General features: G+C 38.6%; 13 protein-coding genes and 1 pseudogene. 5 read left to right on the plus strand and 9 right to left on the minus strand.

Going from position 1 to position 13,238, the window contains the following annotated elements; translation table 11 throughout:
• Positions 1-152: 152 nt before the first annotated feature.
• On the minus strand, positions 153-857 hold the full coding sequence (locus AVJ19_RS15155) for a DsbC family protein (protein WP_111860492.1): 705 nt from the start codon (positions 855-857) through the stop codon (positions 153-155).
• 74 nt (positions 858-931) lie between these two features.
• On the minus strand, positions 932-1,924 hold the full coding sequence (gene dmeF, locus AVJ19_RS15160; RefSeq protein ID WP_111860493.1) for a CDF family Co(II)/Ni(II) efflux transporter DmeF: 993 nt from the start codon (positions 1,922-1,924) through the stop codon (positions 932-934).
• A gap of 88 nt (positions 1,925-2,012) precedes the next feature.
• Here dmeF and AVJ19_RS15165 point away from each other — a divergent pair, with 88 nt between their 5' ends.
• Both AVJ19_RS15165 and AVJ19_RS15170 read left to right on the plus strand, forming a co-directional pair.
• Positions 2,013-2,279: a metal/formaldehyde-sensitive transcriptional repressor gene (locus AVJ19_RS15165; RefSeq protein ID WP_111860494.1), complete on the plus strand. Its 267-nt coding sequence runs from the start codon at positions 2,013-2,015 to the stop codon at positions 2,277-2,279.
• A gap of 149 nt (positions 2,280-2,428) precedes the next feature.
• Positions 2,429-3,601, plus strand: a complete 1,173-nt coding sequence (locus AVJ19_RS15170; protein ID WP_111860495.1) for an MFS transporter — start codon at positions 2,429-2,431, stop codon at positions 3,599-3,601.
• Between the two features lie 56 nt (positions 3,602-3,657).
• Here the strand turns inward: AVJ19_RS15170 and AVJ19_RS15175 are convergent, their stop codons facing one another.
• The 7 genes from AVJ19_RS15175 to rpmH all read right to left on the minus strand — a co-directional run bounded on the left by AVJ19_RS15175 (position 3,658) and on the right by rpmH (position 8,795).
• On the minus strand, positions 3,658-4,023 hold the full coding sequence (locus AVJ19_RS15175) for a NirD/YgiW/YdeI family stress tolerance protein (protein WP_111860496.1): 366 nt from the start codon (positions 4,021-4,023) through the stop codon (positions 3,658-3,660).
• A gap of 294 nt (positions 4,024-4,317) precedes the next feature.
• Positions 4,318-4,584, minus strand: coding sequence for a hypothetical protein (locus AVJ19_RS15180; protein ID WP_162626628.1), 267 nt, complete (start codon positions 4,582-4,584; stop codon positions 4,318-4,320).
• A 120-nt stretch (positions 4,585-4,704) separates the two neighbouring features.
• Complete coding sequence (gene mnmE / locus AVJ19_RS15185; RefSeq protein WP_111860498.1) at positions 4,705-6,069, minus strand: tRNA uridine-5-carboxymethylaminomethyl(34) synthesis GTPase MnmE; 1,365 nt, start codon at positions 6,067-6,069, stop codon at positions 4,705-4,707.
• Between the two features lie 88 nt (positions 6,070-6,157).
• Entirely contained in the window at positions 6,158-7,897 is a 1,740-nt protein-coding gene (yidC, locus tag AVJ19_RS15190) for a membrane protein insertase YidC (RefSeq protein ID WP_111860499.1), read from the minus strand.
• A gap of 5 nt (positions 7,898-7,902) precedes the next feature.
• Positions 7,903-8,223 carry a membrane protein insertion efficiency factor YidD gene (gene yidD / locus AVJ19_RS15195; RefSeq protein ID WP_111860500.1) on the minus strand — a complete coding sequence of 107 codons (321 nt, stop codon included), beginning with the start codon at positions 8,221-8,223 and terminating at the stop codon, positions 7,903-7,905.
• Positions 8,224-8,232: 9 nt separating this feature from the next.
• Positions 8,233-8,625 carry a ribonuclease P protein component gene (gene rnpA, locus AVJ19_RS15200; RefSeq protein WP_111860501.1) on the minus strand — a complete coding sequence of 131 codons (393 nt, stop codon included), beginning with the start codon at positions 8,623-8,625 and terminating at the stop codon, positions 8,233-8,235.
• Positions 8,626-8,660: 35 nt separating this feature from the next.
• Positions 8,661-8,795, minus strand: coding sequence for a 50S ribosomal protein L34 (rpmH, locus tag AVJ19_RS15205; RefSeq protein ID WP_000831329.1), 135 nt, complete (start codon positions 8,793-8,795; stop codon positions 8,661-8,663).
• A 659-nt stretch (positions 8,796-9,454) separates the two neighbouring features.
• Between rpmH and dnaA the strand changes: the two are divergent.
• The 3 genes and pseudogenes from dnaA (at position 9,455) to recF (ending at position 13,207) form a co-directional block, all read left to right on the plus strand.
• A pseudogene (gene dnaA, locus AVJ19_RS15210) lies at positions 9,455-10,842 on the plus strand (chromosomal replication initiator protein DnaA).
• Positions 10,843-10,952: 110 nt separating this feature from the next.
• Positions 10,953-12,101 carry a DNA polymerase III subunit beta gene (gene dnaN / locus AVJ19_RS15215; RefSeq protein ID WP_111860502.1) on the plus strand — a complete coding sequence of 383 codons (1,149 nt, stop codon included), beginning with the start codon at positions 10,953-10,955 and terminating at the stop codon, positions 12,099-12,101.
• Positions 12,102-12,124: 23 nt separating this feature from the next.
• Positions 12,125-13,207 (plus strand): DNA replication/repair protein RecF, encoded by a 1,083-nt coding sequence (gene recF / locus AVJ19_RS15220; RefSeq protein ID WP_111860503.1) that lies wholly within the window; start codon positions 12,125-12,127, stop codon positions 13,205-13,207.
• The last annotated feature ends 31 nt before the right edge of the window (positions 13,208-13,238 follow it).

Below are 13,238 nucleotides of genomic sequence, written 5' to 3' on the forward strand. Positions count from 1 at the left end.
CCCTAACCCCTCTTTGAAAAAGAGGGGAACTTCTTGTAACTAAAATGATTTTTAGTAATGAAAAGCTCCCTCCTTTGGAAAAGGAGGGTTGGGGAGGATTCAAAAAATCCTTAACTAATCAGCATTATCTCAATCGAGATGCTTTTTTCATTTTATAAACCAAATTTTTGCCAAATATTTTCAATTTCTTCAGCAGGGTAGGCGCCCATCACTGTATGACCATTGGAGAAAATGATTGCAGGCGTGCCCTGTATGCCCAATTGTTGACCGAGTTTAAGATTCCGTTCAATCGGGTTTGTACATGTCGCAGCTGCAGTAGGTTGAATATTCTTTTGAATCAGATTCTGCCATGCATAAGCTTTATTGTTTGAACACCATACTTGTTTGGAGGGTTGTACTGACTGCGTTTTGATTGGATAAATAAATGTATAGATCGTCACATCATTCAGCTTGGCTAAATTCGCTTCAAGACTCTTGCAATATGGGCAATTTGGGTCAGAAAAAATCGCAAGCTGACGCTTACCATTCCCCCGTACTGTTTTAATCGCATCATTCAAGGGAAGTTTTTTAAAATCTACTTTTTGGTTATTTTTCAGTGCCAAATCTTTGGTTAAATTCTTTTGATCTTTTAGACGGATCATTGAACCAATAAACAGGTGCTGTACATCTTCATTGACATACACCACCTGACTGTCCAAAGTTCCACTATACAAACCTTGCATTTCAGTGGCTTGTAAATTTTCGATTTTGACATTGGGATATTGCTGTGCAAGTTTGCTTTTTACACTGTCGACATTGGCAAAGCTGCTGCTGCAAAATGCCAGACTTAAACTAAAACAGAGAAATGGCTTTAACATATCAATTTTAAATTTGAAATAATCAAAAAATATTAAAGCACAATTCAGCTTATGCCATGTTGAATAACTGTTGTCTAATGTGTTTCACGTGGAACAAAACTAAAACTTGCAATTTGGTTAATTTCAACTGTGATATGCACCAGCTCATCATGAATGGACAATGCCCGACGTACAGCATCCGCTGTTAAACTTTTATCTGAAGTTTCCAAGGCAACAATCACTGAAAATTTGCCTTTACCTACTTTCCATACATGCACATCGGTAAGATGAGGCTTTTGAGCCAATGCGGCAATTACTTCACGCACTTCAGCAACCACAGGATGATCCATTTCTGCATCAAGTAAGGTTTTTCCTGTTTCCTGAATTAAACCAAAAGACCATTTACCAACCAAGATTGCACCAACAATTCCGAGTAATGCATCCAAAAAATCCCATCCAAAATATTTACCTGCACACAATGCAACGATAGCAAATACGGAGGTCAATGCATCTGCAACTACATGTAAAAATGCCGCTTTTTGATTCAGATCATGTTCCTGATGGGTATGATGACCAGACTCGTGCGAATGGTGATGGTGATGGTGATGGTGATGGTGATGGTGATGGTGATGCTCAGCATCATCATGTAATAACCATGCACAAATCAAATTGATCACCAAACCTAAAATTGCGATTGGAATTGCTTCGTTATAATGGATCTGTACAGGATGAAATAATCGTTCAACAGATTGAAAAGCCATAAATAAAGCAACAACCATCAGTAAAATTGCACTGCTGTAGCCTGCCAAAATCTCAATTTTCCATGTCCCAAAACTGAAGCGAGTATCCTGTGCATAATGCCGTGCTGCACGATAGGCAGCATACGCTAACCCAAGTGCCAACATGTGCGAACTCATATGCCAACCATCAGCCAAAAGTGCCATGGAGTTAAAAATCCATCCTCCAGCAATTTCAAAAAGCATCATTGCAGCTGTGAGTACTGTCGCGAGTAAAATTTTCTTTTGTGCTAAAGGGTTACCTTGGTCAAATTGGTGTGAATGTTGGCGCTGAATGGGTTTGAACTGCATGATGAAACACTCAAATATACTCCCCTATAGTATATTATTTTCATTTCAATGATACTATAAGCGTGTATGTTTTTATGAGAAATTGCAGATGAGCCATTTACACCACGACAAAAAAGTTCTGAACCGTGTCAAACGCTTAAAAGGACAAATCAATGCTGTGGAAACATCTCTGAGTCATGATGACACGTCATGTATTGAGGTATTGCAACAAGTGGCTGCGATAAAAGGTGCGGTGAATGGTTTAATGAATGAGTTGATCGAAAATCATTTACGCCATCATGTTTTAGCGGGTACAGAAAATCTCAATGAGGAAGAATTACAAGATTTTCTCAAACTCATTAAACGTTATGCTTAAAACTGAAAATTACTGAATAATTTTCAGTTTTTTTATTGACCTCTAATTGTTTAAGTTTTAATCTGATTCTCGTACTCAATTTCTTCCATGCCAATCACTGTTTTCAGTTCGGATTGGCATTTTTTATCTGCGTAAAAAGTCTTTTATTTATGAATCAGCAATCATGGCGACCATTTTTTATGGTCAGCCTTGCTTTATGTATTGGAACAATTGGGACAGCATTAGCCAGCCCACTTTATCCGATCTATCAGCAATTATGGCAACTGCTCCCAAGTCATATTACCTATATCTTTGTTGCCTATATGTTCGGTTGTTTAACCACATTACTTTTTCTGGGACGTACCAGTAATAGCTTTGGTTATATTCGCACATTACAAATCGGTTTGTTTTTTGCCATCATCGGTTTAAGTATTTCGGTATTTGCTGCCAACGCTTATATTTTAGGTTTTGGTCGTTTTATCATTGGGATCGCCTCAGGTTTAATCAGCACGTCTGCCATGCTTGGCTTGATTTATACCATTCCTGAATCACATAAAGCATCTGCGGCTCAATTTAGTTCAATTATCACGGTATTAGGCTTTGGTTTAGGTCCATTTATTGGTGGAACAATCGCTCAATTTGCCAAGTATCCTTTGATCACACCTTACCTACCCGTAATTTTAGGCGCAATACTTAGCTTAATTAGTTTGTTTAGCTTAAAAACCATCAATACTGAAAAGCAAAAATTTAATATTGCGCCACATTTAGAATTGCCTGAAGCTCAATTTAAAAAATTGTTTTATATTGCCAGTTTTACCGCATTTTGTGCATTTGGTTCTTTTAGTTTATTTGCATCGCTTGCTCCATCCTTTATTAAAGATGTAATTCCTTGGCATGGTCCAATGGTCAGTGGATCAACCATTGCCAGTATTTTATTGGTATCTGCTACGGCGCAATTTATGGTGAAATCTATACCGATGCATAAAGCACTAAATCTAGGTTTGATCATGTTAATTGCAAGCTATGTGATCTTAGCCGTGTGTATGCTCATGCATTGGAGCATCTTGTTTTTTGTTAGTGTGATCTGTGTCGGAATGGGGCATGGTATGGGCTTATTGGCCGCCTTTGCCTTGGTACATCACATGACTAAAACTGAAAATCGTGCTGCTGTGGTATCAACTTATTTATTTTTAGCATATTTAGGCACTATTGTCCCAATCATTGCCGTAGGTTATGTGTCTGACCATTTGGGTTTTACTGCTGGTGTACTTTCTTTCTGTATAAGTATCGGACTACTGTGTATTTATTTATTGGTTTCCCATTCAAAAATACAGACCGCATAATTTTAACTTGAATCAAAAAAGGTAAGCAAAATGCCTACCTTTTTTGATTAGAAAATTTATTTTAAAAATTCTACTTTGACGACATCAATATCTGTTGGCTTGTAACGATGAGTATCTACCTCACCAAAGACTTTCACTGTCACACCTTGTTTCAGTTGAGCAGCAGAAGCGAGTTTTTTATCAATTTCGACATTGATCGTGCCTGTTACATCTTTTAATGCATAATGTTCATCTTCAATTTGTCGTTGAATTGTGCCTGTGAGCATCACCGCAGTTTCATCAGCAGATTTAAGTGCCTCTGCCACAGTCACAGGATGTTTTTGTGCAGCCTCAATAATGCGTTGCTCATCTTCACTTCCTGCCCATACATTTGAACTTAAAATCATCACTAGTGCAGAAAAGATCAAAGAAGACTTTTTCATAATTGATACTCACCTAAATATTTGACTACTAGCTTAAAACAATCTTTTTTGGTTGTAAAATAAGCTTACATAAAGCTAATTTTTAATACAAAAAGTCAATATTATGATCACTCTAGTCAACATTTGATTGAGGAAATTCAATTTTTGTAATGATGGGTGCAGCAACATTATTTTTAAATGAAATATAATTTACACAAATACTTTCCTGAATCGGTAACTGCTTATTTTTTATATTTAAACGGGTTAAATCATTTGGGTAATAATTAAAATAAACATGCCCATGATCATTACTCTTTAATATAAAAATTGAGCAGTCACTGCTCCGCTACTTTGACGACCAGAAGTCTGTCTTTCTGTGTAAACACTCAAAGATGTACCACATAGCACTTGTTGCTTAGGTTCAAGTTCAGCTTTTTGCCGAAGTTCAACACCTTCATTAAAACCAATATAAGCGTTATAAGCCCCCAATATAAATATTAAAAAGACAATAAAAACAAACGAGTATCTATGAATGATCAATAATACAAAATAATGGCTAATTTTTAATAATTTTTTTTTCATTTTTAATTTTTTATCATTAATCAATATTTCTTAGAGATCATTTAGAATGATGCAAATTTAAAATTGATTTTGAGTCGCTTAAAACATTTATTCCAAACCACTCAAAATCTATAGATTCAACTATTTACCAATACAAAACGAGCCAAAGATGACACCCAGCAAATCATCTGCACTAAAGTCACCTGTGATTTCACCTAAAGCATTTTGTGCTAAACGTAAAGACTCTGCGACCAATTCACCTGCTTGATACACCGTTAACTGTTCATGTGCCTCTGCCAGATACTGCTGAGTGCGCTTCATTGCGTCCAAATGACGTGTACGGGCAATAAAGGTATCTTCTTCAGGTTGGAAGCCTGCATGTGCTGTAATCGCATCTATGAGCGCCTGCACACCCGTTTCCTGTTTAGCAGACACCGTGATATGACGGAACCCCTCAAAATCACTTAATTCAGCAGCTTGATCAGTTAAATCACACTTATTCCCTATCAGCATCAAACGCTTCGGTTCAAGATGATCAGCAAAATATTCCTGCGCTAAAGCCAAAGGATTTTCCCCTTGGCTCAAGTCATACACCAAAAGCAATAAATCTGCCTGCTCAATTTCTTTAATGGCACGACGAATCCCTTCACGCTCCACCACATCACCTGTTTCACGTAAACCTGCGGTATCAGTAAGTGTGATTGGCAAACCATTCAAAGTGATTTTTTCATGCAAAACATCACGGGTTGTTCCTGCAATATCGGTGACAATCGCACGATCATTGCCCGCCAAAGCATTCAGCAACGAAGATTTACCTGCATTCGGTTTTCCTGCGATCACCACTTGTAAGCCTTCACGAAGCAATTGCCCCTGACGTGCAGAAGTCTGAACCTCTGTCACCGACGCTTGTACACCTTCAAGCAAGGCTAAAATTTTACCATCAGCCAAAAAGTCGATTTCTTCTTCTGGAAAATCAATCGCAGCTTCCACATGCAAACGCAAATGAATCAAATTTTGCAACACAGCATTTACTTTATTGGAAAATGCACCTTGTAGTGAACGCACTGCTGAACGTGCTGCCGCCTGTGAAGTCGCATCAATCAAATCGGCAATCGCTTCGGCTTGTACCAAATCCATTTTGCCATTTTCAAAAGCACGCATGGAAAATTCGCCTGCTTTAGCAGCAGTTGCACCAAGTTCTAACAAACGGGCAAGTAAGGCATTTTGAATCACAGGACCACCATGCCCTTGTAATTCCACCACATCTTCACCTGTAAATGAGTGTGGATTTGGGAAACAAATTGCTAATCCCTCATCCATTACTTCACCTTTGTCATCAAAAAACTGACGGAAGCCCGCAAAACGCGCTTTTGGTAAAGTTTTCGCTGTCAGCACTTCTGCAATGGTATATGCCTTTGGACCTGACAGACGAATCACTCCCACACCACCACGTCCAGGAGGCGTTGCGATTGCTGCAATGGTGCTTTGGGATACTACATTCGTCATGTAAAGTCTCTATATTTGGTCAATAAAAAATCCGCCTAAGATTACCATCTTAAGCGGACTTTTTCAGCTATTGCTTAATTTTTTAAACTTAAGCTGCTTCTCGTTTTAAACGATCTTTTTCAACAGATTTGTTAATAAACCATTGTTGTAAAATCGTGATCGAGTTGTTCACAATCCAGTAAAGTACAAGACCAGCAGGGAAGAACAGCATAAATACTGTAAACATGATCGGCATGATCTTAAATACTTTCGCTTGCATTGGATCAGCAGGTTGTGGGTTCAAACTTTGTTGAACAAACATGGTGACACCCATGATCAACGGCAAGATAAACCATGGATCCATCGCTGACAAATCTTGAATCCACAGCATCCAAGGTGCATGACGAAGTTCTACAGACTCCATCAATACCCAATACAATGCAAGGAAGATCGGCATTTGTAACAACAATGGTAAACAACCTGAAAGCGGATTCACTTGTTCACGTTTGTAAAGCGCCATCATTTCTTGGGAGAAACGCATGCGGTCTTCACCAAACTCTTCTTTCATGCGTTGCATTTCAGGCGCAATCACACGCATTTTCGCCATAGAACGATAGCTCTTAGACGACAACGGCCAAAGAATCAGCTTAACAAGAATGGTGAGTAATATAATTGACCAACCCCAGTTGCCTACAACGTTATGGAACATTTGTAAGCCCATGAACAAGAGTTTTGCAATCGGCCATAACCAACCATAATCTACAGTTTGGTTTAAGCCTACCGCTAAATCTTTTAATTCAGACTGAATTTTTGGACCTGCATAGAACGTTGCATCAATGCTCATCGCTTTACCAGCAGGAACATTAATGGTTGGAGAAGTAAATCCAATGATATTCATACCATCAGCTGATTTACGTGATTCCAATTTTGCAGTGTATTCTTGACCACCAAAATGACCTGGAATCCATGCACTCACAAAATAATGCTGAACAACTGCAACCCAACCGCCTTTTGCCTGTGTATCCAATTTCTCTTCTGTGAAATTAGCAAATTTAAGTTTGTTGTAATGTTCATCAGGCGTTCCCCAAGCACCACCTAAGAATGTACCTAAAGTGAAAATACCTTGGTCAGACTTACCTGGGTCTTCAGAGTTATCACGTTTGAGTTGACCAAACATTTGCCCCTGCCAATTTTGTGCACTACGGTTGACCACCTGATAGCTTACTTCAATTGGATAGTTGCCTTGCTTAAAGTTAAAGCTTTTAATGATTTCCACGCCATCAGCAGTTTTGAAAACCATCGGTACAGTAAGCACTTTGACAGCTTTACCGTCTTTATCTTTCGCATCTTTTGAATCTGCTAAAGTATATGTAGTTTTTTCAAACTCATAATTTGGACGACCTGCACGACTGCTGTCAGGGCCATTCAAGCCAATTAAGCCAGATTGTGCCACATAAGTACGTTTAGGATCACTTTCAAGCATGACAAACGGCTGATCGCTGTTTTTACTTTGGTCATGATTGAGTAATTCAACACGCACAATATCACCACCTTTTGGACTAATCCAAAGATGATAAAGGTCAGTTTGTACTGAAATCAGTTGTTGATTTGCGGTTGCTGGCGCAGTTGTCGGTTGTTGTGCAGCAGCAATATTTGCTTGCGGAACATCGCTAGTTGCCGCAGTCGTTTGACCATTTGGCAAATCGGCAGAAACATCATGCGCTACCACAGCCGCTGGCTGTGTTTTTGTAGTATCTGCATGACCATAATCTTTTTGCCAAGCCAAAATAAGCAAATATGCGACGACAAACATGGCCCCGAGGATTGCAAACCTGGCCCATTGTTGCATATCTATTACCCCAAGTGGTTAGAGTGATGTTGGTTCGAAAAACGTTCACGCAAGGGTACAGCAACATGAAACGTTTGAGAATCTATTTGCTGAAATGAAATAAAACGAATTGCTTTTTTAGGCACTGGGTCATAACCAGATCCTCCCCAAGGGTGGCAGCGACAAATACGCTTTGTGGCGAACCAACTCCCTTTTAGGGCGCCATGGGTGTGGATTGCTTCTAACGAATATTGAGAACAAGTCGGAATATAACGACAACGAGGTCCAATGAGGGGACTAATCGCAACTTGATAGAAACGAATCAACCAATGCAATATACGAACCATTGGCTTGCTCTAATTTTGAGGAGAGGAAATTGCTATTTTATGGTGCTTTTTAACAAGACGCTGCAATTTCTGCCATGCAAACTGTAACTGCTGATGTAATTCAGCATTAGGAATTGCTTCTATCCCCATTTTGGGCATGACAACAATATCTAATAAGTCAATATTTTGCTGATTCAGGCGAAAACTTTCACGTGCTAAACGCTTTATTCGATTTCTTTCATGTGCACGACGCACTTTTTTCTTAGCAACAACAATACCCAAACGGCTGTTCGGCTGTTCGGCTATTTTTGCTAAAAATAAGAAATGGGGTTGATGCACTTTAAAAAGCGCACCATCAAATACACTTTTGTAATCCGCAGCACAATGGATTCTCACCGCTGGACTGAAACTATAAAGTGACATAACACCCATATCGTATAACTTGACTATTTAATAAATTAAACAGTTAAGCTATGACGACCTTTTGCACGACGACGAGCGAGTACTTGACGACCAGCTTTAGTTGCCATACGAGCACGGAAACCATGAACGCGTTTGCGCTTTAATTCAGATGGTTGGAATGTACGTTTCATGTTGAAACTCCAATGTTGATCTTCTCTAAAGGTTCGCGATTGTATTGTGCATTGTTTATGCTGTCAATGAATATAGACTTTTCTTTTGTTTTTTTTGTAATTTGACACCCTTTTTGAAAGATCACAACGTAATGTAATCTTTTCTATAATTTTCATATAAGACAATATCCACAATCTAAACCATTGTTTTATAATAAAAGAAAACTTATAAACACTTATATTAACAACCTTATCCACAGTTTCGGAGTGTTTTTAAATTTAACTCTGCTTGATTTTAAATTTAAATTCATAATTTAAGTTTATCCACATGAGAATACGGGCTTATAAATAAATTCAAATTTTAAAATTTAAATTTATTATTATTAAGGTGCTATTTTTCTGAGGAAAAGTCATTTTTATTTTTTATAAATATGCACTTAGCTTGTGAATAACTCTGATTTTTAGATATTGATAAAATGTGGATAAGTTTGTGATTTATTTTATCCACAACTTGTGCTAAAACTTATCCACAAGAGGTTTAAATTTGAATTTGTGTGCGGGAAGATCTTTTTTTAGTCGATTTGGGCTGAATTAATCATGACAGATGTGGATAACTTGGTTAGAATGGCGACCCCCGTGTTGGTGGGTCATCTTTTTTAAATTTGAATAAGGAGTTTCACATGCTTTGGACAGACTGCTTAACTCGCTTGCGACAAGAGCTCTCTGATAATGTCTTTGCCATGTGGATTCGTCCTTTGGTTGCAGATGAGACAGACGATACATTAAAACTGTATGCGCCAAATCCTTATTGGACACGATATATTCAAGAACATCATCTGGAACTGATTACTATTTTGGCGGAGCAACTTTCGGAAGGTCGTATTCGTAAAGTTGAAATTTTAGTGGATTCTCGCCCAGGTGCAATTCTCTCTGCATCAGAGCAACCCGCGACTACAACAGCCGCGCTAGACAGTACACCTGTTGTTCCAAGTGTCAAAGCAAAGAAGGACAAAGAGCCAGAATTGATTGTGACTAAAAATGCGAAAAAGAAATTACTTAATCCACAGTTTACTTTGCATTATTTGTTGAAGGGCGTTCAAACCAAATGGCAGCGGAAACCTGTCGTAAGGTCCTAACGCAATTGGGAGAGTCACAGCATAATCCGTTATTTTTATATGGTCCAACAGGTTTGGGTAAAACCCATTTGATGCAAGCCGTAGGGAATGCATTATTGCAAGCAAAACCGAATGCCCGTGTGATGTACATGACCGCAGAAAGTTTTGTACAAGATTTTGTCAGTTCTTTGCAAAAAGGCAAGGTTGAAGAATTTAAGAAAAATTGTCGTTCTTTGGATTTGTTGTTGGTGGATGATATTCATTTATTGGCAGGTAAAGAAGCCAGTTTGGTTGAATTCTTTTACACGTTTAATGCGTTGTTGGATGAGTCTAAACAAATTATTCTCACTTCTGATCGTTATCCAAAAGAGTTAACTGAGTTAGACCCACGATTAGTTTCTCGTTTTTCATGGGGCTTGTCTGTCGGTGTAGAGCCACCTGATATTGAAACTCGTATTGAAATTTTACTGAAAAAAGCAGAAAGCAATGGTATTGATTTACCGCGTAATTGTGCTTTGTTTATTGCTCAACAAGTGGTTGCCAATGTACGTGAACTAGAAGGGGCTTTAAATAAAGTTGTAGCCATTTCACGTTTTAAAGGTTCAGCGATTGATTTAGATGTGGTGCGTGAATCTCTGAAAGATGTACTTGCGATTCGTGCACGTACCATCAGTACTGAGAATATTCAGCGTGTGGTCAGTGAGTATTTTCGTATTCCATTGAAAGAATTGGTGGGACCAAAGCGCACTCGAATTTATGCACGTCCTCGGCAGTTGGCAATGGGGTTAGCGCGTGAGTTGACGGGAGATAGCTTCCCTGAGATCGGGATGGCATTTGGCGGTCGTGATCATAGTACAGTGATGCATGCGTGTGAAAAAGTGCAAAGTTTGTGCAATGAAGATCCGATTTTCAATGAGGATTATAAAAACCTTATGCGCTTACTTCAAAGTTAATTTTTGATCAAATTCTGTTCTTGCAATGCGGTATAATCTACCGCATAGTACAGGGCTAAAAACATTTATTTTACTTATCTTCAATTTTAGAGTTTTAGAGGAATTCCACAGTGCGTTTGAAAATCGCGAAAGAGAGCTTACTCAATGTTTTGTCTAATGTCGTGGGCGCTGTTGAACGCCGTCATACTTTAAACATTCTTTCAAACGTTAAAATCCAAGCGACTGAGCAGGCGTTAATCATTACAGGTTCTGACTTGGAAGTGGAATTGGTTGCGAGTACAACATTGGCTGAAGGAGCGTGCATTCAAGCGGGACAAACCACTGTTCCTGCACGTAAATTGGTTGATATCTGTAAATCTTTACCTACAGCGGCATTGATTGATTTACAAATTACTGAAGATCAACGTTGTATTTTAAAATCAGGTAATAGTCGTTTTGTGTTAGGAACTTTACCTGCTGAAGATTATCCATTGTTGACCACTGAAAATAGTCAAGGCACACAAGTGCAAGTGACTGAACGTGAGTTAAAGCGTTTATTTGAAAAAACTGCTTTTGCGATGGCTGTGCAAGATGTACGTTTTTATTTAACAGGAACATTGCTTGAAATTGATCAAAATCAATTACGTGCAGTGACAACGGATGGTCATCGTTTGGCAATGTGTGAAACATTGGCTGAATCTAATGCAACTCAGTTAGTACAAGCGATTGTGCCACGTAAGGCTGTGGCTGAATTACAACGTTTGTTGAGTATTGAAGATGATCAACTCACTTTGCTCATTGGACGTGAATTATTAAATGTCACTATCCAAGCACCAAGCCGTGATAAAGAGCAAGGTGATATTACAGTACGTTTCACGACTAAACTCATTGATGGAAAATTTCCTGATTATCGCCGTGTGATTCCTCGTGGTGGTGATAAAAATGTGATGATTGCACATGATGTCTTTAAACAGTCTTTGCAACGTGTGGCGATTTTAAGTAATGAAAAATTACGTGGTGTGTTCTTAAATTTCAATGCCGATTCTTTGCAATTGCGTGCCAATAACCCAGAGCAAGATGAAGCAGTAGAAGATTTAGCGATTCAATACAGCAATACACCAATGGAAATGTCTTTTAATGCGCAATATATTTTAGAAGTATTGGGTGTATTAGATGGTGATGATGTGTCAATGACCATGACAGAGGCAAATCAGTCGGTATTGGTCCAAGATCCAAACCAAGGCAATCAAACCTATGTTGTGATGCCAATGCGTGTTTAATGTAAGGTCTAACGTTTAAGATCATGCATATTACACGGCTTAATATACAGCGTGTTCGAAATTTAAAAACGGTTGCACTTCATGAGTTGCAGCCGTTTAATGTCTTTTATGGACAAAATGGTTCAGGAAAAACCTCTGTTTTAGAGGCAATACATTTGCTGGCAACAGGGCGTTCATTCCGCACTCATATGCCAAAGCACTACATTCAAAATGCAACGACTGATGCATTGGTTTTTGCACAATCTGCGACTGAAAAAATCGGGATGCAGAAACTACTCAGTGGTGAGCAACTGATTAAGGTCAATGGTGACTTGGTTGCAACACAAGGACAACTTGCAAAAATTTTACCTTTGCAGCTGATTGATCCACTCAGCACAGATATTATTGATCATGGGGCAAAGCCTAGACGGCAATTGCTTGATTGGTTGATGTTTCACGTGGAACCTGATTTTTATCATGCATGGCAGTATTATTCACGGGCTTTAAAGCAGCGCAATAGTTTGTTAAAAATGCAGCGTAATTTAAGTTTAAAAGATCTTGAACCGTGGAACAAAATGCTCAGTGAATATGGTGAGATTTTGCATTCTCAGCGTGTAGAAATCGTTGAGCAATGGAAAGTCTACTTGGCTGAAGATCTTGCGCTGTTATTGCCAAATTTATCGATTGAAATGGAATATAGCGCAGGCTTTCATGTGGAGCAGGGTTTAGCTCAGGACTTGGTTCAATATCATCAAAAAGATGTTGAACGACGCTATACTGAGTATGGTCCACATCGTGCAGATTTACGTTTAAAAACACCAACAGGTGATGCTGATGTAGTACTGTCTAGAGGGCAGAAAAAGTTACTCATCATGGCATTAAAACTCTCACAAATTGCGATGTTACATGCCTGTAATAAGGAAACTGTGGTATTATTAGATGATGTGACAGCAGAATTAGATTTAACTGCACAACAGCGTTTAATTGCACGATTAAGCCAACTTGGAAGTCAGGTTTTTTTGACGACTTTGGATCAAGATTCAGTAAAAAAACATTTACATGATTTGTCTATTTCCTACCAATTATTCAATGTTGATAACGGTCAAGTTCAACGTGTTGCGCCATGATTTTTTTATTTTACGCTAATTCATTTAGACC

The organism is Acinetobacter sp. CFCC 10889 (genome assembly GCF_003268395.1).
In the GTDB taxonomy this organism is placed as follows: domain Bacteria; phylum Pseudomonadota; class Gammaproteobacteria; order Pseudomonadales; family Moraxellaceae; genus Acinetobacter.